The organism is Pseudoalteromonas sp. GutCa3, assembly GCF_002836155.1.
Taxonomy (GTDB): Bacteria; Pseudomonadota; Gammaproteobacteria; order Enterobacterales; family Alteromonadaceae; genus Pseudoalteromonas; species Pseudoalteromonas arctica.
Genome location: NZ_PJBK01000056.1, coordinates 80471 through 104380, shown reverse-complemented (window position 1 = coordinate 104380; position 23910 = coordinate 80471). Strand labels below are relative to the sequence as shown.

At 38.4% G+C, this 23910-nt stretch carries 25 protein-coding genes; 10 read left to right on the top strand and 15 right to left on the bottom strand.

Going from position 1 to position 23910, the window contains the following annotated elements:
- Nucleotides 1-26: 26 nt before the first annotated feature.
- The 8 genes from CXF64_RS09760 to CXF64_RS09725 all read left to right on the top strand — a co-directional run bounded on the left by CXF64_RS09760 (nucleotide 27) and on the right by CXF64_RS09725 (nucleotide 7310).
- Nucleotides 27-1703, top strand: coding sequence for a methyl-accepting chemotaxis protein (locus CXF64_RS09760; protein ID WP_232783796.1), 1677 nt, complete (start codon nucleotides 27-29; stop codon nucleotides 1701-1703).
- Between the two features lie 677 nt (nucleotides 1704-2380).
- Entirely contained in the window at nucleotides 2381-3313 is a 933-nt protein-coding gene (gene dusA, locus CXF64_RS09755; RefSeq protein WP_024589770.1) for a tRNA dihydrouridine(20/20a) synthase DusA, read from the top strand.
- 243 nt (nucleotides 3314-3556) lie between these two features.
- Nucleotides 3557-4237 (top strand): PspA/IM30 family protein, encoded by a 681-nt coding sequence (locus CXF64_RS09750; RefSeq protein WP_101163632.1) that lies wholly within the window; start codon nucleotides 3557-3559, stop codon nucleotides 4235-4237.
- 9 nt (nucleotides 4238-4246) lie between these two features.
- The gene (locus tag CXF64_RS09745) at nucleotides 4247-4453 is read left to right on the top strand and encodes a PspC domain-containing protein (RefSeq protein ID WP_101216901.1); all 207 of its coding nucleotides are present in this window, start codon (nucleotides 4247-4249) and stop codon (nucleotides 4451-4453) included.
- A gap of 172 nt (nucleotides 4454-4625) precedes the next feature.
- Nucleotides 4626-4952 carry a hypothetical protein gene (locus CXF64_RS09740; RefSeq protein WP_010554260.1) on the top strand — a complete coding sequence of 109 codons (327 nt, stop codon included), beginning with the start codon at nucleotides 4626-4628 and terminating at the stop codon, nucleotides 4950-4952.
- Between the two features lie 79 nt (nucleotides 4953-5031).
- Complete coding sequence (locus CXF64_RS09735; protein WP_024590184.1) at nucleotides 5032-5541, top strand: copper chaperone PCu(A)C; 510 nt, start codon at nucleotides 5032-5034, stop codon at nucleotides 5539-5541.
- An 8-nt stretch (nucleotides 5542-5549) separates the two neighbouring features.
- On the top strand, nucleotides 5550-6536 hold the full coding sequence (locus CXF64_RS09730) for a DUF2333 family protein (protein ID WP_007580283.1): 987 nt from the start codon (nucleotides 5550-5552) through the stop codon (nucleotides 6534-6536).
- 3 nt (nucleotides 6537-6539) lie between these two features.
- The gene (locus CXF64_RS09725; RefSeq protein WP_007580285.1) at nucleotides 6540-7310 is read left to right on the top strand and encodes a TIGR04219 family outer membrane beta-barrel protein; all 771 of its coding nucleotides are present in this window, start codon (nucleotides 6540-6542) and stop codon (nucleotides 7308-7310) included.
- A gap of 33 nt (nucleotides 7311-7343) precedes the next feature.
- Here CXF64_RS09725 and CXF64_RS09720 read toward each other — a convergent pair whose 3' ends face one another.
- Nucleotides 7344-8231: a TIGR03899 family protein gene (locus tag CXF64_RS09720; RefSeq protein WP_024594005.1), complete on the bottom strand. Its 888-nt coding sequence runs from the start codon at nucleotides 8229-8231 to the stop codon at nucleotides 7344-7346.
- The gene (locus CXF64_RS09715) at nucleotides 8200-8781 is read right to left on the bottom strand and encodes an SRPBCC family protein (protein WP_007580289.1); all 582 of its coding nucleotides are present in this window, start codon (nucleotides 8779-8781) and stop codon (nucleotides 8200-8202) included. The genes CXF64_RS09720 and CXF64_RS09715 overlap by 32 nt, the downstream gene beginning before the upstream one ends.
- A gap of 111 nt (nucleotides 8782-8892) precedes the next feature.
- Between CXF64_RS09715 and CXF64_RS09710 the strand changes: the two genes are divergently transcribed.
- Both CXF64_RS09710 and CXF64_RS09705 read left to right on the top strand, forming a co-directional pair.
- On the top strand, nucleotides 8893-11082 hold the full coding sequence (locus tag CXF64_RS09710; protein WP_101216900.1) for a bifunctional diguanylate cyclase/phosphodiesterase: 2190 nt from the start codon (nucleotides 8893-8895) through the stop codon (nucleotides 11080-11082).
- 130 nt (nucleotides 11083-11212) lie between these two features.
- Nucleotides 11213-13390, top strand: coding sequence for a YgiQ family radical SAM protein (locus tag CXF64_RS09705; RefSeq protein ID WP_007580292.1), 2178 nt, complete (start codon nucleotides 11213-11215; stop codon nucleotides 13388-13390).
- 457 nt (nucleotides 13391-13847) lie between these two features.
- On the opposite strand, the gene CXF64_RS09700 is transcribed toward CXF64_RS09705, so the two are convergent.
- From CXF64_RS09700 to CXF64_RS09640, 13 genes are all read right to left on the bottom strand, one after another.
- A complete protein-coding gene (locus CXF64_RS09700) occupies nucleotides 13848-14399 on the bottom strand; it encodes a protein disulfide oxidoreductase (RefSeq protein ID WP_101216899.1) in 552 nt (183 codons plus the stop codon).
- Nucleotides 14400-14455: 56 nt separating this feature from the next.
- Nucleotides 14456-15814 (bottom strand): magnesium transporter, encoded by a 1359-nt coding sequence (gene mgtE / locus CXF64_RS09695; protein ID WP_101216898.1) that lies wholly within the window; start codon nucleotides 15812-15814, stop codon nucleotides 14456-14458.
- A 130-nt stretch (nucleotides 15815-15944) separates the two neighbouring features.
- Entirely contained in the window at nucleotides 15945-16217 is a 273-nt protein-coding gene (locus CXF64_RS09690) for an HPr family phosphocarrier protein (RefSeq protein ID WP_002957937.1), read from the bottom strand.
- A 42-nt stretch (nucleotides 16218-16259) separates the two neighbouring features.
- The gene (rapZ, locus tag CXF64_RS09685; RefSeq protein ID WP_101216897.1) at nucleotides 16260-17105 is read right to left on the bottom strand and encodes an RNase adapter RapZ; all 846 of its coding nucleotides are present in this window, start codon (nucleotides 17103-17105) and stop codon (nucleotides 16260-16262) included.
- Nucleotides 17106-17123: 18 nt separating this feature from the next.
- On the bottom strand, nucleotides 17124-17576 hold the full coding sequence (gene ptsN, locus CXF64_RS09680) for a PTS IIA-like nitrogen regulatory protein PtsN (RefSeq protein ID WP_024590190.1): 453 nt from the start codon (nucleotides 17574-17576) through the stop codon (nucleotides 17124-17126).
- A 4-nt stretch (nucleotides 17577-17580) separates the two neighbouring features.
- Nucleotides 17581-17868 (bottom strand): ribosome hibernation promoting factor, encoded by a 288-nt coding sequence (hpf, locus tag CXF64_RS09675; protein ID WP_007580301.1) that lies wholly within the window; start codon nucleotides 17866-17868, stop codon nucleotides 17581-17583.
- 26 nt (nucleotides 17869-17894) lie between these two features.
- On the bottom strand, nucleotides 17895-19394 hold the full coding sequence (locus CXF64_RS09670; protein WP_007580303.1) for an RNA polymerase factor sigma-54: 1500 nt from the start codon (nucleotides 19392-19394) through the stop codon (nucleotides 17895-17897).
- Nucleotides 19395-19463: 69 nt separating this feature from the next.
- Nucleotides 19464-20189: an LPS export ABC transporter ATP-binding protein gene (lptB, locus tag CXF64_RS09665; RefSeq protein ID WP_007580304.1), complete on the bottom strand. Its 726-nt coding sequence runs from the start codon at nucleotides 20187-20189 to the stop codon at nucleotides 19464-19466.
- The gene (gene lptA, locus CXF64_RS09660) at nucleotides 20186-20731 is read right to left on the bottom strand and encodes a lipopolysaccharide transport periplasmic protein LptA (protein WP_101216896.1); all 546 of its coding nucleotides are present in this window, start codon (nucleotides 20729-20731) and stop codon (nucleotides 20186-20188) included. The genes lptB and lptA overlap by 4 nt, the downstream gene beginning before the upstream one ends.
- Nucleotides 20721-21275 (bottom strand): LPS export ABC transporter periplasmic protein LptC, encoded by a 555-nt coding sequence (gene lptC / locus CXF64_RS09655; protein WP_007580308.1) that lies wholly within the window; start codon nucleotides 21273-21275, stop codon nucleotides 20721-20723. Before lptC ends, lptA begins: the two co-directional genes overlap by 11 nt.
- Entirely contained in the window at nucleotides 21272-21823 is a 552-nt protein-coding gene (gene kdsC / locus CXF64_RS09650; protein ID WP_007580311.1) for a 3-deoxy-manno-octulosonate-8-phosphatase KdsC, read from the bottom strand. The genes lptC and kdsC overlap by 4 nt, the downstream gene beginning before the upstream one ends.
- Nucleotides 21824-22795 carry a KpsF/GutQ family sugar-phosphate isomerase gene (locus CXF64_RS09645; RefSeq protein ID WP_024607452.1) on the bottom strand — a complete coding sequence of 324 codons (972 nt, stop codon included), beginning with the start codon at nucleotides 22793-22795 and terminating at the stop codon, nucleotides 21824-21826.
- 3 nt (nucleotides 22796-22798) lie between these two features.
- Nucleotides 22799-23767, bottom strand: coding sequence for a calcium/sodium antiporter (locus tag CXF64_RS09640; RefSeq protein ID WP_101216895.1), 969 nt, complete (start codon nucleotides 23765-23767; stop codon nucleotides 22799-22801).
- Between the last annotated feature and the right edge of the window lie 143 nt (nucleotides 23768-23910).

The window sequence follows — 23910 nt, the reverse complement described above, 5'->3', positions numbered from 1 at the left end:
AAACCTAAATTATTAAGAGGTCTGAAATGTTAAATAAATTGTCTATTACAAGTAAAATATACTTTCTAGGGGTATCACAAATACTACTAATGTTTGTGATCGGAGTTATATCTTTAATACAAATGAATAAAATTGGTATAGAGCTAGTTGATATAGCTGAGCGAGATATACCGCTTAGCAATATGCTTTCTAAAATGTCTGAGCATAAATTAGAACAGACAATATTATTTCAGCGAGCTTTATTACAGGTAAGTTTAAATCCAGAGGGTGACAATGCAGAAATTGAGCAAAAACTCACTTCATTAACACAGAAAATTAAGAGTGAATTTGATAAGTCAGAAAAATTTGTCACTGACTCAATTGATAAATTGCATAGTGAAAAAGCGAAATTGAGTTTTAAGTCTCTCGCGAGCGATTTAAAGCTTTTAAATAAAGAGTATCAAAGTATTGCTGTGAGTATTAGTGATGTTATTGAGATGACTAAAACGCAGACCGTTTCTAGTGTGAGTAATAAAGTAAAATTAATAGAGGTTGCGGAAGATAAGTTCGATAAAAAGCTTATAGCTTTACTGTCCCAGATCCAACAATTTACCTTAAATTCAGCGCTCCAAGCTGAAAATGATGAGAAACAAGGTATTCATTTTATTCTTTATATATTTATATTCTCCGTCATTGTTGGCGTTGCTTTATCATATTTGATCAGTCGAGCAATTGCTTTACCAGTGAATAAGCTAAAAAATAGATTGATTGAAATAGCTGATGGCGATGGTGATTTAACTTTAAAACTTGACGAGAGCGCTGGTGATGAAACTGGAGATACAGCGAGAGCATTTAATAAATTTTTACTAATGCTAAGAGAAACAATAAACGAGGCTAATATACACCTCTCTCAATTAGATGAATCATCAAAGTTTGCTGTAACTGTAATGCAAGAAACAGTCGTTAATGTTGAAATGCAAAGAGCTGAGACAGAAATGGTTTCAACCGCTGTAGAGGAAATGAATTGTACTACCCAAGAGGTTGCTAGTAATACCCAAAATGCATCGGACGTAACTGAAGCAGTTAAAGAGCGTGTATCAAAGGGGAAATTAGAAGCTTCACAGGCAAAAGTTGTTATTCAGCGTTTAGCTCAAGAAATAGATGAAGCAAGCACTGTAATAGAGTGCCTTGTTACTGAAACGAACAGCATTGGTAGTGTTTTAGACACAATACAAAGCATTGCCGAACAGACTAACTTACTTGCTTTAAATGCGGCTATAGAAGCTGCACGCGCTGGTGATACTGGTAGAGGCTTTGCAGTAGTTGCGGATGAAGTGAGAGCGCTTGCTCAACGAACGCAGGTTTCAACCATTGATATACAAGGACTGGTTACTCGCTTACAAAGCGAAGCTAAAAATGCGGTTATTAGTATGAATAAAGGCATTAATAGTGCTGACGAGTGCCTGCAAAAAAGTACTCAAACGTCAGAAATATTTGCCAACTCAGCCATTGCTGTTAATGAAATTACAGACTTAAACTTACAGATTGCTACCGCGGCAGAAGAGCAATCTGCTGTTGTAAGTGAAATAAATCAAAACCTGATTAATATTACTAACATTGCAATAGAAACGTCTACAGGTGCAAAAAACACATCAGAAGCGAATGAAAGTATTGCCCGATACATCGCAAATTTAAGAGTGAATTTAAATAAATTTAAAGTTTAAATTATGTTTTTGGCTTTGCGACGTTAATGGAATCGAATTATTGCTCGTCAAAAAACATACATGCCTAAGGTAGATAATCGCTTTATGAAATATGGTTATGTGCTTGTCTTGCTGCAGTTGTATTAGTTTCATTATTGCTGCACAGACAAATTAATCAATAATAGTCGCGTTAATATATTGAGCCTGTTAAATCTTCAGTTTTAAGATTTGTTTTATCTAGGGGAATTAATCGCGGCGTGAGGTTTGTAACCTAGTGTGCTCGCTAAAAAGCGGGGCAAAGTTTTTGCGTTCTGTTAATGTCCCTAATCTGAACCTATGTAGGCTACAAAGGTAAATCGCCCCAAGGGCGAATCCAAAGGGCAACATCTGTTTGGTATTTATACTGCGTTATCGCCTATTTATAGGGATAGCCACATCACGTAGACTTTGCCTTACCTAAAAATAAACATAGCTGTTGAAAGTTTAACCTATACAGATAAATGGGCTTTAGCAGAGTCATATGGTTTATTTTAATTGGTGTAGATTATTATTTTGGTTTTTAGGTGTTTTCTTTACATTGATGCTCGCTAGGCTTTTGTGTAAAATGCAGCGCCTTTTAAGCTGTGCTTAATAACTTTAATACCCTGAGGTTTGCTTTGAATAAATGTACTTTGGATAGACGCTTTTCTGTGGCACCAATGCTTGATTGGACTGATCGCCATTGTCGTACTTTTCATCGCAAAATGACTAAACATACTGTGCTTTATACTGAAATGATAACCACAGGGGCTATTTTATTTGGTCGAGGCGACTACTTACATTTTAATAAACACGAAGGCCCAGTTGCACTGCAACTTGGTGGCTCTGATCCTAAAGCGCTTGCGCAATGTGCAAAGCTCGCAGGTGAGCGTGGTTATGACGAAATAAATTTAAATGTAGGTTGCCCGTCAGACAGAGTTCAAAATGGTCGATTTGGCGCATGCTTAATGGCTGAGCCTCAATTAGTTGCTGAGTGTGTTGCAGCAATGAAAAGCGAAGTAAGTATTCCTGTAACTGTTAAAACGCGTATTGGTATTGATGAGCAAGATTCGTATGAGTTTTTATGTGCGCTTATTGAAGCGTCTCATAAAGTAGGATGTGATGATTTTATTATTCATGCTCGTAAAGCATGGCTTAATGGTTTAAGCCCGAAAGAAAATCGTGAAGTCCCACCGCTTGATTACCCACGTGTTTATCAACTTAAAAAAGATTATCCGCAGCTAGACTTAAGCCTAAATGGCGGTGTTAAAACAATTGAGCAGAGCCTAGAACATCTACAACATATTGATGGTGTAATGATTGGGCGTGAAGCTTACAGTAACCCATTTATGCTCAATGACGTTGATGAGAAAATTTATGGTGATGCTGCAAACACACAATCACGCCACGACGTAGTGCGCTCAATGTACAGCTACATTGAAGAAGAAATGCGTTTGGGTGCTAATTTTTGGCATATTGCACGTCACATGCTCGGTATTTTTCAGGGGCAGCCTGGTGCACGAGGTTTTAGACGCCACCTTTCTGAAAGTGGTCATGGTAAGCAAGCTGATTTATCGGTAATGGATAAAGCATTAAGCTTTGTACCAGAATAAAGCTAAGCTTTAAAAGTTCTAAATTTAAGCCACTTTCGAGTGGCTTTTTTGATCCTAAATATTAGTCAAAAGCATAATTTATTGGCCAATTACACTCTATGCTGTTCAGCTTGAAGTCACTAAAAACTAGAGTGCTTTTTGTTTATCACTATGATTTTAAATGTTTAATTTTTTTTTGATGAACTTGGCACAACTCTTGGAATCTTCTTGTTGAAATTAATTAAAAATCAACAGGAGAATACCATGGGAATATTTAACCGCGTAAATGACGTAATTCAATCAAACATTGTCGCTATGCTTGATAAAGCAGAAGACCCAGAAAAACTTTTAAACTTGATGCTTACCGAGATGCAAGATGCGTTGAATGAGTGCCGTAGTACAGCAGCCGCTTTATTGTGTGAAGAGAAAATAATTAATCGCCAAATTGATACTAAAAAAACAGAATTAGCAGCTTGGCAAATTAAAGCAGAACGTGCGGTTGAGAAGGGCAGTGATGACCTTGCTAAGTCTGCCTTACTTGAAAAGCAGCGCGTTAACGAAAGCATTGAAAATAAGCAAGCTCAACTAGAAACACTGCAAGAGTCTATTGCAAAAATTAAGGTTGATTGTGAGCGTCTGCAGCAAAAAATGGCTATGGCTAAAACTAAGCAAGCTCAGTTAATGCAACGTCATAATGTTGCTATTGCTAGAGGGCGAATCAGTACGCAACTACAAAGCGATAAAGTAGCTCATGCGTTGTCTCGTTTTGAACAAATAGAGCAGCGTGTTGAAGGTATTGAAGCTCAAGTAGAGGCTTATGAGCTGACTGATACAGCAAGCTCTACGAGTGCCCAAATTGAGTCGTTAGTTAAAAATGAAAAAATTGATGCTGAACTGGCTCGCTTAAAAGCGAACTTAAATACTAATTTAAAACAAACTGCTTAGGAGATTGCTATGAACAGCTTTAATCGTCAACGAGGTTGGTATAAAGATACTCTAAATAAAAAAATATCGGGTGTTTGTAGTGGTTTAGCCCATAGATTGGGCTTTCCTGTATGGGCAACACGCGTAGTTACTATTTTGTTGTTTTTGAGTTTTCCGTTTGCAATTGCACTTGGTTATTTTATAGCGCATTGCTGCCTTGAAAATAAAGAGTATTAATACCAACAGGCATAAATATTTGAACAATTTAAGGAATTAAATCACTCTATAACGTTGTTAAAAATTTTTATTTAGAACAACTAGATATAAAAATTTTTGCCTAGTTATAGCGCAATTTTCTTATCGTTAAAGAGACCTCATATATAAACCGGTTGGTATAAGGAGAGTTACTATGAAAGCTTTGGCAGTATGTGTAATTATCTATTTATTACTGTTTACTGATTTAATTACGTTTGTGCAGATTGATTCTTGGCAGTTGCCGTTATGGATTGCTGATATTAGCTGGGCTGGGCTCGAGCTTGTAGGTGCTTTGGCCGCAATTGTTGCTGTAGTTGCTGTAGTGGCTTTAATTACTATGGGATTAGTTGGTGCGGGTGTAGTGGCATTAGCAGGGACTGTTTTAGCGCTTTTATTCGGATCTATAATGATTGCATGGCCGTTACTATTTGTTGCAGTGTTGTGCTGGCTTGTTGCCGATAACAAAAAAGTAGCCTCTTAATCCTTAATTTGACTGACTATTATAGGTTAACTATGTTAAATTTAGCCTGTAATTTAAAGTTCTCATAAGGATAAGAATGATGACGAAACTATGTTTTTCGATGGCTTCTGCATTAATATTTAGTTTTTTTTCGTCATCGTTGGCGGCGCACTCAGGGCACGATCATGGTTCTGATGTGGCTGTGCTCGAAGTAACTAACGCGCAAATTAGAGAGTTTTTACCTGGCAGTACTTCAACTGTAGGTTATTTAACGCTAATAAATCACAGTGGAGCCGCAGCAACTTTAACTAAGGCAACTATTGATGGCTTAGGGCGTGTTGAAATACACGAGCATTCACATGTAGACGGCATGATGAAAATGCAACAAGTTGAATCAGTTGAAATTAAAGCGCACGAAAGTGTCAGTTTTCAACCTGGCGGTTATCATTTAATGGTATTTGAACCACAAGAGCCATTAAAAGTAGGGCAAGAACGCAAACTCACGCTATATTTTAGTGACGGTAATCGCTTGTTCACTAATGCTCAAGTCGTGTCGCTTGAAGCGCAAGCTACGCAGTCAAAACCATCTACTCAACACGCTCATCACTAGGAGTACACATGTCGCAACACAAAGGAAAAATAGCAGGAATAGTTGTTTTACTGCTTATCATATTTTACGCAATTGCTGTTTATTGGAGCACTGAGCCTTCACGTTTTGATGTTGTTGCAAACGCCAAAGAGCAAGCGCAGCTTCGTAATGAAAAAATAGTTACGGGTTATGTAACTACTTCTACATTAATTACAGTAGCAAATACCTTACTAGATAAACCCGGTGGCTACTTATCAAATGATGTAATACCACCAAGTATTATTATGGATGATATGCCAGCGTGGGAATATGGCGCACTAGAAATGGTACGTGATTTATCGCTTTCTATGCGAAAAGATTTTAGCCGTTCGCAATCACAATCAACGGAACATGAAGCACTTAAAAAGGCGCAGCCACAGTTTAATATAAGCTCTGAAGCATGGGCATGGCCAAGTGCTGAAGGTGAGTATCAAAAAGGTATTGATTATTTAATGGTATATCGTGGACAAATTGCTAACGAGCATGAGCGCGATAGCCAATTTTATGCACGAGCAGATAACTTACGTAGTTGGCTTAAAGAAGCTGAAAAACGTTTAGGTAGCTTAAGTCAGCGTTTAAGTGCCAGTGTAGGCCAAGAAAAAGTGAACACCGATTTAGCGGGTAATTCATCTAATAAACAAGCAACTCTTGCTCCACTGCAGCAGCAAGTAAGAACACCGTGGTTAGAAATTGACGATGTATTTTACGAGTCGCGCGGTGCTACTTGGGCATTACTACATTTTTTACAAGCGATAGAGTACGACTTTGCTGATGTACTTGAAAAGAAAAATGCGCGTGTAAGCGTTCAACAAATTATACGTGAGCTTGAGGCAACCCAAGAAACAGTGTGGAGCCCACTTATTTTAAACGGGAATGGTTTTGGCTATGTTGCTAACCACTCTTTAGTTATGGCAAATTATATTTCTAGAGCCAATGCGGCTTTAATCGAACTTAGCGAACTACTAGCTCAAGGATAAAAAATGAAAAAGTATTGTTTAGCAGCAGCCCTTTCAATGGCATGTTTAGCACCGGCAGCGCAAGCTGACACTTTACTAGGTTTATACGTAGGTGTTGATGGATGGAAGTCAGATAACGATGGCCAATTTTCTTACAAAAATAATGCATCTCAAGATTTTAATTTTGAAGATGAGACTTTTGTAAGTTATTACGCGGCGCTTGAGCACCCAGTGCCGTTAGTACCAAATATCAAATTAAAGTATACAGAGCTTGAGTTAAATGGTTCTGCGCTGCTTACAGATACATTTAGCTTCAATGGTTCTGATTATGTTGTTGGTTCTACTGTAAATACGGTAAGTGATTTAACGCATATTGATTATATTTTTTATTATGAAATTTTTGATAATGACTTAATTTCAATAGACCTAGGTTTAAATGCTAAACAGTTTGACGGTGATATTGTTGTAAGTGGCACTACCCAAAATGGTGGTACTAACTTTACCGAAACCAAAGACTTCTCTGGTTTTGTTCCTCTTGCATACGGCCGTGCCGAAGCTGGCTTACCATTTACTGGTTTAAGTGTATTTTTTGAAGGTAGCTTTTTGGCTATTGACGACAGTAAAGTACAAGATTATCAAGTAGGCGTAGCGTGGGAACTTATTGATAACCTAGCAGTAGATGTTGCTGTTAAAGCAGGTTACCGCTCTATGGTATTAGAACTTGATGATGTAGATGATATTACTACTGATATTGATGCATCTGGCCCATTTGCGGGTATTCAGGTTCATTTTTAATTAGTATTTTCTAATTAAACAAAGCGTGGCATATTATTTTATTGCGTGCCACGCTAAATCAAACTCTCCCTCTAGCGCATTATTAATCAACTGCTTATAGACCTTATTGACAGGGAAATTAATGAGTTTAGATAGCTCATCACCTGTTTGAGTAAATTTGTAATAGCTTAATACCAAATCACTACTCTTTGCTTTTAACGTTACTTTTTGCGATAAAAATGAAAGGGTAAGTTCTTGCCCCGCTTTAAGCACTGCAGATTCAATTTCTTTTCTATACAGTAAATTAAGATCCATGAGCGTTAAAATATCAGGAAAGCTAATACCCGTTTTTCCTAAATTTAGAGATACTTTATTGCCTTTTCGTAGCAAATCAAACAAGGACGGTTTTTTGTAAAAGCCGAGTAATATAAAGTGGCTGTCGTCTTTTTCGTTATAGCCTGAGAGCGACACACATTTTTGCAAAGAGTCTGCTTCTCGCTGTGTCATATGCTTTAAAGTTTGTAGGCTTTTAATTGAAAACGTACCAGGATTGAGTGTTTCTCCTGTTAAAATTTTTGCCCATAAAATTTGCATTGATTCATTAGAAGTATCTTCACACAGAGCTATAAAATGCTCTACCCAATCAACATCGGGCTGTTTACTACTTGCTACATCAGGGCAAAACCCCATAGCCATTGCTAAAATTGATTCTATATTTTGTTGTTGTTTAATAAGTAATAAATCTTGGCGTTTTTGAGCGCGAGCTAAAACAGAGTTTTCACTGTTAATATGATAAAGCGGCTTAATTTGGCCCTTAATATCGTAACTTTGCTCGTTAGTAGGTAGTACACCGTTACTACCTACTTTTGTTATAGGGTAACCAAGTAAGGATTCGATGATGTTGGCAAGATTAATTCTCGCCTGTGCTGTTTTGACTGTCATGACTGTGCATTATCCTTTGTGGATCACTAAGCTGTGCAACAGTTTGAAGGTTATTTAACCCCAGTGAAACTGTATTACTGAGTACGTACTCGCTTAAAATTGCAGTGTAACCAGATATTAAAGGAGCAGTTGTTTGACCTTTAATATTACATATTAACGTAACTATACCGTTTTGCTCGCTAAGGTTAAATGTACCTCTAATAATATGTTCAGCATTTAAAAGTATGTTGAAGCTGACTTTATTTTGGCTTACCGAAGTTATGATCATTTCACCATACCCCCATTTTCCTTTCCAAGACTGATGAGCCCCTAGGCCAGAACTGGGTTCGCCCAAAGTAAAACGTATGCTGGGGTCTACTTTTTCCCATGGAGACCATTTTTGCCATTGGCTAAAGTCGGTGATAAGCGGCTTTATTACTTTAAGATTGGCATTAATTTCGATTGTTTTATTTACACTATAACTTTGAGGCAGTATTAGCCCTACCAGTGCCAATACTAATAGTAATAACAGTACGCATTTGATTAATATTTTTAATGGTTTAATAAGCACACCTTTTATTAGTTTTTCAAGTTGAAATACAACAACTTTTTATTAATCGACTATAGTATGAATTAGATTATAAACCAAAAATAATTTATTGATTGCTACTTAGGAGAGCGAATGTCGTCAGATCAAAACGATTTTTTATTTTTTGAACAAGATTTTGAAGACGATGCTGTTGTTGAGCAGACTAAGTTTTGGGATATTTTAATTGTTGATGACGAACCTGAGATTCATTCTGTAACAAAATTAGCTTTGTCTGGCGTTGAGTTTTTAGGGGCTGGCTTGCGATTTCACGATGCTTATTCGGGTGCAGAAGCAATAGAAATGCTAGCTAAAAATAAAAATATTTCGGTTATTTTTTTAGACGTTGTTATGGAAACTGACGATGCCGGTTTGCAGGTTGTAAAAAGGGTGCGTGACGAATTAAATAATCAACATGTAAGAATTATTTTAAGAACAGGGCAAGCAGGTATTACACCAGAAGAAAAAGTAATACGAGAATACGACATAAATGACTATAAAACGAAAACAGAGCTGACTCGTTCTAAGTTAGTAACTTCGCTTATAACCGCTATTCGCTCATACGAGCAGGTATGTCAGCTTGAATATCAAAGTGATGCAATGAACACGATTGTTTCAGCATCAAAGTCTATTTTAGGACTTACTGATGTTAAGCAATTATGCAAAGAAATCATCAAGCACATGAGTATTATTTTAAAATGTTCACCTAGAGGGCTTGTTTGCAGTAAGTTAGATGGCGATGATTTTATTCAGGTCTTAGGTGGTTGCGGGCATTACGAAAGCTATTTTGGTAAAAAATTAATTAATGTTGATAGCAAAGTATTTGAACAAGTTGAGTCGTGTTTTGGTTTGTCAAAGCACCAACACATAGACTCAAGTTCAACATTTATATTAAAAAGTAAGCATCGAAAAGCGGCTTTATATATAGAGTGCGACCACATTCCCTTACAAGCACAGCTACAATTTGCTGAAATTTTCTTAACTAATGTAAGTGTAGCACTTGATAACATAAGGTTATTTGTAAAGTTAAGAGATGCTGCTTATAAAGATGTGCTTACTGGTATTTCAAATCGTACTAACTTTATTGAGCGTGTGGTGAGTTATCAAAAGCCACACGTGAACGATCATGTATTTGTATTACTTGATGTAGTTAATTTTGCAGATATTAATAACGGCTTAGGGCAAGAGGTCGGCAATAAAGTATTAATTGGCATTGTGCAAAGGTTAAGAGAAAATTACCCAACAGCTAAATTACTATCACGTATTGGCGCTGATGTTTTTGGTTTTATTATTCGCCAAGACGAATTTGACTTGAAAAAGTTGAATGAGCAATTAGGTATTTCATTTTACGCAGAAGAACATTTACTCCCTATCGATTTTAGAGTGGGCTTATGCCAACAACAAGACTTTCAAAGTAGCGGTATTGATACACTGAAAGTTGCTTATATTGCACTTGACCAAGCTAAAAAAGCAAAGCATAAAGAAGGCGTTTATTACAATATTGATATGCAAGATAAGATGGCTTGGCGGATAGGGATTATTAGGCAGTTACGTCATGACTTTGCTCGAAATAAATTAGAGGTATGGTACCAACCTCAACTTGCACTAGATGACTTATCGCTAATTGGATGTGAGGCATTATTACGCTGGCCGGCAAGTGATGGCGTGTATATATCGCCGGCTGTGTTTGTGCCACTTGCAGAGGATGCGGGTTTAATTGTTGATATAGGGCAGTGGGTATTAGAACAAGCTTGCCAACAGCAAAAGCGCCTAGAAAATATGGGCACAGAAATTTGTATTGCAGTTAATGTGTCTGTCCCACAGTTTAAAGTAAAAGGTTATGCGCAAACTGTTAAAAATACATTGTTAAAATATGGTGTTAAGCCAAAAAACATAGAATTAGAAATCACCGAGAGCGTAGTAATGGATGAGCTGGAAACGGTTATTAGTACGCTAAGCGAGCTAAAAGAACTCGGAATGGAAGTTGCTATTGATGACTTTGGTACTGGTTTTTCGTCGCTGAGTTACATTCAAAGTTTACCTTTGGATCGGTTGAAAATAGATCGTGCATTTATTAAAGATTTACCAAATGACGACACTGGCGCTATTGCTGCCTTAGTTATATCTCTTGGTGCTAAATTGGGCTTAAAAACAATTGCTGAAGGGGTCGAAACACAAGAGCAAGCCCAGTTCTTAAAAGATTTAGGATGCGATGAAGTACAAGGTTTTATGTATGCTAAACCCATGCCTGAAAATGAATTAATAGAATTTATAAATAAACGCTAAAAAGATTAACTTATTATTTAAGCTAATGAACGATTTAGAATTTAAGGCGCGATATGCTTTGACTACTTTGTATATATAAACAATTTAGTAGGGTATAATTCGCGCCTTTTGTTATTCTACGGCCACAATTATGAGCACACTCAAAGCTAAGCGCGCCTTATTTTCATACCCTAAATACTGGGCTGAATGTTATGGCACCGCGCCATTTTTACCAACTACACGTGAAGAAATGGATGCACTTGGCTGGGATAGCTGTGACATAATAATAATTAGTGGCGACGCGTACGTCGATCATCCTAGTTTTGGTATGGCGGTAATTGGCCGTGTACTTGAAGCGCAAGGCTTTAGAGTGGGTATTATTGCCCAGCCAGCATGGGACTCTAAAGATGCATTTATGGAACTAGGCAGACCGAATTTATTTTTTGGTGTAACAGCTGGCAACATGGATTCGATGATCAATCGCTATACAGCTGAAAAGCGTATGCGCCACGATGATGCTTACACGCCAGATAACGTAGGTGGTAAACGTCCAGATCGCGCCGTAATGATTTACTCGCAAAAATGCCGTGAAGCATACAAAGGTATCCCAATTGTTATTGGCGGTATTGAAGCGAGTCTTCGTCGTATAGCTCATTATGATTACTGGCAAGAAAAAGTACGTCGTAGTATTTTGTTTGATGCAAAAGCTGATATTTTAATTTACGGTAACGCAGAGCGTCCGTTAGTTGAAGTTGCACACCGTATTGCCGCAGGCGAAACAATGGATACTATTCAAGATATTCGCGGCACGGCTGTTATCAGAAAAGAACCTTTACCAGGTTGGCGTGGAAGTGACTCCACCGCTATAGATAAAATTGGTAAAATCGACCCTATTCCAAATCCATACGGCGCTGATGATGTTGGCTGCAGTAAATCTGAATTTAAACAAGCGGGTATAGACTTAAAGGCAGAAGCTGCAAAACCAATTATGGTTCAGCCTGCGCGACCTAAACCGTGGGAAAAAACTTACGTTAAGTTACCTGCTTATGAGCAAGTAAGTGTTAACAAACCTTTATACGCCCACGCTTCGCGTATTTTACATCAAGAAACAAATCCTGGTTGTGCAAGAGCACTGTTTCAGCGACACGGCGATCGTTCTATTTGGGTAAACCCGCCAGCATACCCATTAGAAACACATGAGATGGATGCTGTGTTTGGTTTACCGTATCAGCGTATTCCTCACCCAAGTTACGGCGACTCTAAAATTCCTGCTTACGACATGATCAAAACGTCAGTTAATATTATGCGCGGTTGTTTTGGTGGTTGTTCGTTTTGCTCAATTACGGAGCATGAAGGGCGTATTATTCAAAGTCGTTCGCAAGAATCAATTATTGAAGAAATTGAACAGATTAGAGATAAAGTGCCCGGCTTTACTGGTGTTATTTCTGATTTAGGTGGCCCAACGGCAAATATGTATAAACTGCGTTGTACGAGCAAAAAGGCAGAAAGTACCTGTAGACGTTTATCATGTGTGTATCCTGAAATTTGTAAGCATATGGATACAGATCATACGCCAACAATAGACTTATACAAAAAAGCACGTGAAGTTAAGGGTATCAAAAAGGTATTGATTGCTTCTGGTGTTCGTTACGACTTAGCTGTACGCGACCCCCGTTACGTTAAAGAATTAGTAACGCATCATGTAGGTGGCTACTTAAAAATAGCCCCAGAGCATACAGAGGATGGTCCATTATCAAAAATGATGAAACCAGGTATGGGGGCGTACGATCAATTTAAAGAATTATTTGATAAGTACTCTAAAGAAGCCGGTAAAAAGCAGTATTTAATTCCTTACTTTATATCTGCTCACCCAGGGACAAAAGATGAAGACATGGTAAACATGGCTTTATGGCTTAAATCAAACGACTTTAAGCTTGATCAGGTACAAAATTTTTACCCATCACCGATGGCTAATGCGACGACTATTTACCACACAGAAATGAACTCTTTACGTAATATAAAAAATAATACAGAAGTTGTTCCAGTACCTAAAGGTGCTCGTCAACGTAGATTACATAAAGCTATTTTACGCTACCATGATGCAGCAGGTTGGCCGATGATACGTGAAGCACTGCGTAAAATGGGTAAAGCTAATTTAATTGGTAAAGGGCCTAACTGTTTAGTGCCTGAAGAAGGGCGTGATGAAAAAGCAGGTAAAGGTGGCAGTAAAGGCGGACGTCCTGCACTAACGCGACATACCGGCTTTAGCCAATTTAAAAAGGCAAACACTAAACCAAAAGTAGGCGGTAATCGTCAAAGTACACGTTAGTGATTCAATCTATTAATAACTAGGGCGTGTTGATCTTTGGTGGGTGAATTTGCAGCAGTATGTTTGGTTTTTAGGCAAGGCGGAGCCTATGTAGTGTGGTTATTCCCCATGAATAGGCGATAACGCAGCATAAATACCAAACATGCGCTGCCCTTTGGGTTCTTTCTAGGGACGATTAACTCTTTGTTGCTCGGTTTTTACTTAGCCCACTAGGTTACAAACCTCGCGCCGCGATTTAATCGCCCCTAGATTGAACAAATTTCAATCCACAAAGATCAACACGCCCTAGTAGATTAGTTTAATTACGCTAAGGGTTTTTAAACCCTTTTAATGCGTAAATTAAGTAAACCTTGCTCTTTATTGGCTATATTATTGTAGGTAATAAAGAGCGAGCTTTTAGAACCCTCTTTTGAGATAGCACGTATTTAGTGCCTATATACTTGCAGTTAGTTTTTTCTTAAAACGTTGATGATAACCACAAACGTAATTTAAGTGACCATAACGGCTGAATGCCTGTTAGCCCTTGCGTCATTTTATTATCTTTTAAAATTATATAGGAAGGCGTGACTTGCCCCTGCCAATCGGCAAATATCTCACCGTGTTGATCGTTGACAGTGGTAAAACTGTAGCCTTGCTCATTTAGATACTCATGTAGTTTTTGATCCGAACCTGATTTTATTGCGATGCTAACCACAGGGTAGTTATTCTCGTTTGCGAGTTCGTTTATGGCAGGGGAGGTAATACTACAAATAGGGCACCAAGTTCCCCAAAAATAGACAAGTGTTGGTTTATCTTGGCTCATTGCTGACAAATCAATGTTTTGCCCTTTATAATCTATTAATTGTAATTGAGGATTTGCTGGCATAACAGGTTGTCGCCACCAATTGACAGCGTTATAAATTACGAAAAATATGAAACCATATATCAACACACTTTTTAATATTGATAGGCCTTTTTGTTTTGGCGTTTTTTTAGGTGTGTCTTTTTTATTTTTGGTATCCGTTGTCATAGTTGCAGCTTTACCCTAAGTGTTTTTTACTTTAGTTATTTGCAAAGGTTTCTAATTTAAACCAGCAACCAACTAGCAGTACCTAAAAAGGCGAATATACCCACAATATCTGTCACCGTGGTTAGCACCACACTCCCTGCAAGAGCTGGGTCTATATTCATTCTTTTAAGAATAATAGGGATACTCGCACCAGCAACACCTGCCACCACTAAGTTCATAAACATAGCGAAGGCGAGTACGCCACCAAGCATAAAGTCCCACTGCCATAGGGCAATAACACCTGCTATTAACAACGACCACAAAACACCGTTTAACGCGCCAATAGCAAGCTCTTTCATCATCAAGAAACGTTGGTTTGTTTGATTTATATGACCTACCGCAATACCACGAATAACAAGCGTTAATGATTGGCTACCTGCAACACCGCCCATAGAAGGGACAATACCGTTAAGTACAGCTAAAATAGGTAAAACATCTAAAGTGCCTTCAAAAAAGCTAGCTACAAAAGCAGCTGCAAGTGCAGTTAGTAAGTTGACACCTAACCAAACTGAGCGTTTTTTAGAGCTTTTTAGTACTGGCGCAAAGGTATCTTCTTCATCATCAAGGCCGGCTAAGCCCAATAAACTATGCTCAGCATCTTCTCGGATTACGTCAACGATGTCATCGATAGTGACACGACCAAGGAGCTGATCGTTATCATCAACTACGGGGGCCGATATCCAATTATGACGTTCAAATAATTGCGCGACTTCACTTTCATCCATTGAGATTGGAATGGATTCACAATCTTCATCCATTAAATCGCGAACAATCTTTTCTGGCGGGTTAGTTAATAATGTACTCAGCGATAAAGCGCCTATAAAGCAGTTATGCTTATCAACAACGTACAAGTCATCGGTACCTTCTGGTAACTCGCCACGTAGCCTAATATACCTAAGTACAACATCAAGCGTAACGTCAGGGCGAATGGTCACTGTATCGGTGTTCATTAGCGCGCCAGCAGAACGCTCTTGATACGAAAGTGCTTGTGTTGCACGTTCACGGTCTTGAATGTCCATCGCACTAACAACGTCTTTATAAACGGTGTCCGGCAGACTACGTAATACTTCACCTAAGTCATCGTGGCCCATATCTTCGGTTGCGGCTGCAATGTGCTTAGGTTCCATTTGGGCAATAATGCCTAAACGAACATCTTCTGATAGTTCTTCAAGAACATCACCTTGCACATCAGGATCAACCAACTGCCAAAGGAGTCGGCGAATTTTATGTGGTGATGATTCTAATAATAATGCGGTATCACAAGGAGCTGTTTTTGCGAGCATGCGCCTAACTTGAACAAATTGACCACTATTGAGTGACTTAGTCACCTGTTTTAGTTGCTGTAGTGGGTAATCTTGTTCAAAAGCTTCAGGCATTGGCGTCCTTTATAAATTTTTATATTACTTTATGGGGAGAGGTGAGTTAACTGGCGTCACTAACCGTATTTATTTTATATATCTGTTTTAGTTGGGGCATTAGTAATGCGAGCATTATTTTTATAACTGTTTATTCTTGTTCATTAAAACGTTGTGCTATTAATTCTCCAACAGCATGTAAAGCTTGCTCAGAATCGGGGCCTTTACATACAACTTTTACTTCTTTGCCTTGGCTACTTTCAAGTAGCATTAGTGCAAGTACGCTATCGCCTGCGGCTTCTTTGTCATCTTGAAATAATGTAATTGTCGCATCAAACTGCACTGCTAATTGGGCAAGCACGGTGGCTGCTCTGGCGTGCAATCCTAATTTGTTTTTTATTAAAAAAGTGTCTTCACAATGCATAACTTACTCTACTTAAGCTGAACAGGTGATTATTCAGCTATATTATTTTTCTTGTTCGCGATGGCGAATTTTTACATTGGGATGTGTCATTGCAAAACTTTCACCGATAGTTTGCGCTAAATATACAGAGCGGTGTTGTCCGCCTGTACACCCAATGGCAATGGTTAAATAACTGCGGTTATTTCGCTCTAAGTGCGGTAACCACGTTTGTACAAATGTTTGAATTTGCCATGTGAATTTTTGCACTATGCTGTGATTGGCCAAATAATCTTTAACAGGTTGATCTAACCCATTTAAAGGTTTTAATTCAGGTTCCCAATGTGGATTTGGTAAAAAGCGTGCATCAAATACATAATCTGCTTCTTTTGGTATGCCGTGTTTAAAACCAAACGATTCAAACGTGACAATCAGTTGTTTATCTTTTTTACCTAAAATCTTTTCACGAATAGATTCAGCGAGTTGATGAACACTCAAATCAGTCGTGTCTATCATAAAGTCGGCGCGGGTGATTAATACATCAAGTAATTCTTTTTCTTTTTTGATGGCTAAATCAAGAGGCAACGAGTCAATTGATAGTGGGTGTAATCTACGAGTTTCAGAAAAACGTTTGATCAATGTTTGATCGTCGCTATCTAAATAAAATAACGTAGGTTTTGCAAAGCCAGGCAAGTATTCAAGAATATCGTTAAATTCATCCTGTTGTTTAGGGATGTTACGCACATCAATGCTAACAGCAATTTTATCGTAGCTATCAGACACACTGCGAACTAATGAAGGAAGCAAGTTAACTGGAATATTATCTACGCAATAATAACCTAAATCTTCTACAACGCGTAAAGCAACCGACTTTCCAGAACCAGAACGGCCGCTTATGATAATTAACTCCATTTAACACCCTTTATAAAACTATGATTGATTGACAATAACTTGGTAAAGCTCAGTATCTGATTTTGCACTGCGTAACTGTTTACAAAAATCTTTGTTGTTTAGTTTATCAGCAATGGTTGCTAGAGTCTTTAAGTGCTGCTGGTTATCGCCATCTGGTACGATGAGTGCGACGAAAATATCAACAGGGCGATTATCGATTGCATCAAAATTTATTGGAGTTTCGCTAACGAGTACTAAAGCCAAAGGCTCTTCTGCACCGCTCATTCTTCCATGAGGAATGGCAATGCCACGCCCTATACCTGTACTACCCAATTTTTCTCTGCTCATTAAAGCATTAAGAATATCTTGTTGCGGTAAATACGGAAGTTTGTCGTGAGCAAGTTCGCTAATGAACTCTAAAATTCTTTTTTTGCTATTAAAAAGGACCGCAGCTTTGCTGCAGTCCTGGCATATAAGTGAGCTTAATTTCATCATATTAGTGTCGAGCAAGCTTCTCTTTGTGTTTAATTACTTGTCGATCGAGCTTGTCGATCAACGAGTCAATGGCGGCATACATATCTTGATGTTCTGTAGAGGCAAATAGCTCAGCACCGCTTACGTGTATGGTGGCTTCTGCTTTTTGATTTAATTTTTCTACATCGAGAATGACATGAACATTATTAATATGATCAGAGTGTCTTTCTAGCTTCGCAAATTTGGTATTAATATAGTCTCTTAGTGAATCGGTTAATTCTACGTGACGACCAGTTAAGTTTAGTTGCATAAGCATTACCCTCTTTTTTTTGCGTCTTAAATCAAACTTTTACGCTGATTTGACGGTGGAATAGCCAGAGATTCGCGGTATTTTGCGATTGTACGTCTCGCTACTTTAATTCCTTGCTCAGCCAATATATCCGCTATTTTGCTATCACTCAATGGTTTTGCTGAGTTTTCTGCTGCGATTAATTTTCGGATAAGCGCACGGATTGCTGTAGATGAACATTCCCCCCCGTTTTCGGTGCTTACATGGCTTGAGAAAAAATATTTAAGCTCAAATATACCACGGGGTGTGTGCATATACTTTTGGGTTGTTACGCGCGAAATTGTTGATTCGTGCATTTCTACCATTTCAGCAACATCATTTAAAACCATTGGTTTCATGGCTTCAGGACCGTGTTCAAAAAAGCCTTGTTGTTGCTTAACAATACAATTTGTTACTTTTAATAGCGTGTCGTTTCTACTTTCTAAGCTTTTAATAAACCATTTAGCTTCTTGTAAATGCGAGCGAATAAACTGGCTGTCACCACTGGATTTTACAGTGCGAGACATTGCCGCGTATTGGCTATTAACACGAATTTTAGGCATGCTATCTGGGTTTAACTCAACAACCCAGCGGCCTTTAATTTTTTTAACTGACACATCAGGAATAACATACTCAGATTCTTCTCTTACAATAGTATCTGCAGGTTTAGGGCTAAGAGTATGTATTAATGTCATTACTTCTTTAAGCTCTTCTTCTTTGAGCTTAGTTTTCTTCATTAATGTACGATAGTCACGAGCAGCTAATAAATCAATATGCTCGGTTAAAATCATTTTTGTTTCATTAATGTAAGGTGTTTCTTTATCAAACTGGTTAAGCTGAATACACAAACACTCTTGTAAACTACGTGCAGCAATACCAACAGGATCAAACAGTTGGATGCGTTTTAATACAGCTTCAATTTCATCAAGTTCGACTTCGTTATCATCTTCGTTTTCTTGATTAAAGCTTTCTAAAATCTCTTCGCAGCTTAGTGTTAAAATACCTGAATCATCGACGGCTTCTACAATCGCAATAGCAATAGCTTCGTCTGTAGGGCTAAATGGCGTTAGTTGTAACTGCCACATTAAATACTCATGGAGCGTTTCAGTAGAGGCGCCTTGGTATATTGATTCGTCTTCAGGCATCGGACCCGATGATGCTGCTGGGGCGGCACTCATGTACTCATCCCAACTAACATCCATAGCCATGTCGTCACTTAGCGTGTCTTTTGCAAGTGCTTCACCACTATCTTGTTCGTATTCGCTTGGAGCATCATCGGCAGATGCGCTAACAGTTATGTCATCTGTATCTGCTTTTTGCTCGTTTTTACCTGCAGCGTCTTCTGAATAGTCTGCTTCTTCAACCTCTAATAGCGGGTTGCTGTCGAGAGCTTCTTGTATTTCTTGCTGGAGATCCAATGTACTGAGTTGCAACAAACGAATAGCTTGTTGCAGCTGTGGAGTCATTGTAAGTTGCTGGCCCATGCGCAGCTGTAGTGATTGCCTCATGTATCTCTAACAATCCTTTTATGTTGTTATAATTAATACTAGCAGATGCTTAAAGACATGGCGTAAATGTTACAGCCTAAATTGCTCGCCTAAGTAAACATCGCGTACTGTTTTATCATTTAATACGTGTTCTGGAGTACCTGATGCAATCAGCTCCCCATGAGAAACAATGTAGGCTTTTTCACAAACATCAAGGGTTTCTCTTACGTTATGATCGGTAATTAATACACCAATCCCACGATTTTTAAGATGTTCTATTATTTTCTTTATATCTAATACCGAAATAGGGTCAACACCTGCAAATGGTTCATCCAGTAATATAAATTTAGGATCTGCTGCCAGCGCACGTGCTATTTCAACACGACGACGTTCGCCTCCTGACAATGCCATACCTTGGCTATCACGAATGTGTTGTATGCTAAATTCATCTAATAATTTATCGAGAGTGTCTTCTCTAGCTTGTTTATTTAACTCTTTGCGCGTTTCTAAAATGGCCATTAAGTTTTGATAAACAGTCAGCTTTCTGAATATTGAAGACTCTTGCGGTAAGTAGCCAATGCCTAATCTAGCACGACTATGCATAGGTAAAAGAGTAATATCGTTATCGTCTATCGATATTTTACCTTTGTCGCTAGGTACAAGTCCTACTATCATATAAAACGTGGTAGTTTTACCTGCGCCGTTAGGGCCAAGTAAGCCAACAATACTGCCAGCTTTGACTTCAAGGCCGACGTTTTTTACAACTTCACGGCCTTTATAGCTCTTTGCTAATAGCTCTGCTTTTAATGTGCTCATGGTTGACCTTTGTCGCTTTTTTTACTTTTTTTAGTCTCGATTGGCACTAAAATTGTGTGAACGCGGTCAGTTGAGTTTTCATCTTTTTCGGCACTGATTAGCTGCTGCTCTATATCGTAGGTAATGCTTTTAGCATTTATTTTTTGTCCCGCTTGCGATACTTGTGCATTACCAACAAGCGTTAAAAAACGCTTAGATACATCATAACGTACTTCGTCAGCACTGGCGCTCATAGTCGTGCCATCTGATTGCTTTTCTTCAAAGTGCGCAGGGCTACCTGTAGCAATTAATAATTGTTTATTATCACCAAGTTCATCGCGTTTATGTACTTCTAAGCGGTCGGCTGTGATACGGCGATTACCGTGAATAATTTCAACATTTTTCTCAAAAATCCCGACATTAGCTTTTAATTGACCTTCTTGCTTATCGGCGCTTATTGAAATTTGATTTGCAGTCGGTTGCGTGTTTTGCTCTGCAGCATTACTATTAAACGCTAGTATAAGTGTAGGAATAATAAGTGATTTTAATATTTTATTGGTCATAATATATGGTTCGCGTATGGTTAATTAGTTTTATCACTTCGGTTTTTAAGTCGGCTTCTAGGCCTTTACCAGTGATTTTTAAATTGGGTCCAGTGATGATAACGGGTTGCTCCGAACGCATTGTTAATAGCTTTATATCTACCTGAATATTATCAGCATTGATTTTGTCTATCATGGCGTTATCGGTTAAGTTTTTGGCAACCACATTGCCTTCTAAAATTAATTGTTTGTCTTCGTATAATGTTGCTTCGTCTGCATTTATTTGCCACGTTTGCTTTTCGTTATATAAAGTAAAAATAGGTTTTTCAAAAAACGTAAAACCTAATTGTTGATATAGCTCCATTTTAGCCGCAGTGACTTTGTGGCTAATTTTACCTTGTTCGTCATAGGCTGTTTGTTTGAGTTCAATGGCTATGTAATCAGGCTTGGCAATAACTTCAGGCTCAGTCTGAGGCACAATATTTGTTTGTGTAAAATAAGGGTACCAAAGCCAAACCATACAGCTAATGAATAAAACGCTTAATATTATGCGCGCTGCATTCATGAACTAGTGCCTTGTGTAGTCAATGCTTTACCATTTTCAAGCATAAGTAAGTCGGTGAGCTCTCTTACTGCACCAAAGCCGCCAGGCATTTGCGTTACATAGTGTGATAAACGTTTAATAAGTGGATGGGCATCATTTACTGCAACAGCAAAGCCGACTAATTCCATAACGGGCATGTCAGGACCATCATCACCGATATAAGCAATTTGTTCATCGCTAAGGTTGAGTTTGTCTTTTAATTCTTGATAGGCAATGAGCTTATTTTCTTGGCCTTGATAAATATGCTGTACGGTTAAGCTGCTCATACGTTGTTGCACTATTTGTGAATGACGACCAGTAATTACAGCCACTTCAAAGCCACTGTTTATAAGCGCTTTAATGCCAAAACCATCTTTTGTATTAAATGCTTTTAGCTCTTCACCTTGATTACCAAGGTAAATACGGCCATCAGAAAATACACCATCAATATCGCATATAAGTAGTTTTACTTTTTTAGCGCGTGCTTTTGCATCATCGCTCAGCGGTTGATAGAGTTCTTCAAATTGCATTTATAACACTCCTGCTTTTAATAGGTCTTGCATGTTTAATGCGCCAATAGGTTGGTTTTTCTCATTGACGACGATTAAGCCATTTATACGTTTGTGTTCCATAATATTAAGCGCTTCAGCGGCTAAAATATCTTGTGTAGCCGTAGTGCATGACTTAGTCATAACAACATCTATTTGTGTTGTATGAATATCAATTCTTTGTTCTAAAATACGACGCAAATCGCCATCGGTAAATAATCCCACGAGTTGCTGATTTTCATCAACAATGGCTGTCATGCCTAAACCTTTAGCAGACATTTCAATAAGGGCGTCTTTAACTGTTTGTGAAACGCTAATAATAGGTGTATTTGCGCCGCTGTGCATAACATCTTTTAAAGTAAGTAATAAGCGCTTGCCTAAACTACCACCTGGGTGAGATAGCGCGAAGTCATCAGCTGTAAAGCCGCGAGCTTCTAATAATGCAACTGCCATGGCATCGCCCATCGCAAGCGTTGCAGTGGTACTTGATGTAGGAGCTAGACCCAATGAACAGGCTTCTTTTTCTACTTTAATACACACATGTACATTAGCAAGGGTCGCCATGGTTGATTGCGTATTGCCAGTCATCGATATCATTTTGGCACCAAGTCGTTTTAAAACAGGAATGATATTTAAAACTTCGCTGGTCTCCCCTGAATTGGAAATAAGCATAACTACGTCATTTTTAGTGATCATACCTAAATCACCATGACTTGCTTCACCAGGGTGAACAAAAAATGCTGGACTGCCAGTACTTGCAAGGGTTGCCGCTATTTTATTGCCAATATGACCTGATTTACCCATACCAATGACAATAATACGGCCTTCGCAGTCGTACATTAATTGGCACGCGTTATGAAAATTTTCATCTACATATTGTGCAATATCACTAAGTGCTTGGCGCTCAACATCTAAAACGCGAAGGCCTTGTTCAATAAAATTTAGCGTTGCCATCATTTACCCTACTTGACTAAAAATATACCCTTGGTAACCCAAAAACGCTATTAGCAATAAGCCGCCTTCTACTCTATTGATACGTTGGGTGCCTCTAAAGTTCAATGACATAATAATGAGAGCAAGTGTTGCACCAATCATAATTAATACGTCTCGGCTTACTAATGATGGGTCAATGGCAGAAGGGTTAATAATACCGGCAAGTGGTAATACCGCTAGAATATTAAATATGTTTGAGCCAACAATATTACCTAGTGCTAAATCATCTTCATTTTTAAGTACACCTGCAACCGAAGCGGCAAGTTCAGGCAAACTAGTACCGATGGCAATAATTGTTAAGCCAATGACTAAGTCGCTTAAGCCGAAGTATTTAGCAATATCGACAGCCGAACCTATTAAAAAATGAGAACTAACAGGTAGGAGTATCATGCCGACAACTAACCAAAATACCGCTTTTTTCGTAGGTACATCGTTAGGGACGTCGTCGCAGGCTTCTGACACAAATGGATCATCTTGGTTTTTCGCACGCATAGATACAATAATTAACCCACCGATGAATACGATAAAGCCAACCAAAAGCGCAACACCTTCATTAAATGAAAAGTAGTTATCAGAGAACACACACCAAGTAACTAAAGATACGAGCATTACCAATGGCATTTCGCGTTTTAATGTACTTGATGAAACTGAAAGAGGGCGAAATAGAGCTGTGATACCTAACACAAGTAAAATGTTTGTAATATTAGAGCCAACAGCATTACCAACCGCTGTGTCGGTTTTATTAGCCAGAGCGGCAGAGGCTGAAACCATCATTTCGGGTGCTGAAGAGCCCATAGCTACCACGGTTAAACCAACAATAAGTGTAGGTACACCAAAGTTTTTAGCAAGAGCCGCAGCGCCATAAACAAACCTGTCTGCACTCCAAACAAGAGCTGCAAAACCAAGAATTAAAATAACAAACGAGGTAACCATTGTGTTAAGCCAGTTATACAAAATACGGATGGCGCGAATAGTAACAAAAGCCAAGATGAAAGTATAAATAAAAGAGTAAGGTCAACTACGTAACAATGCTGCTTTTAAACAGCTAATTTAAAAATTTAAGCCGGGGTTAAGCT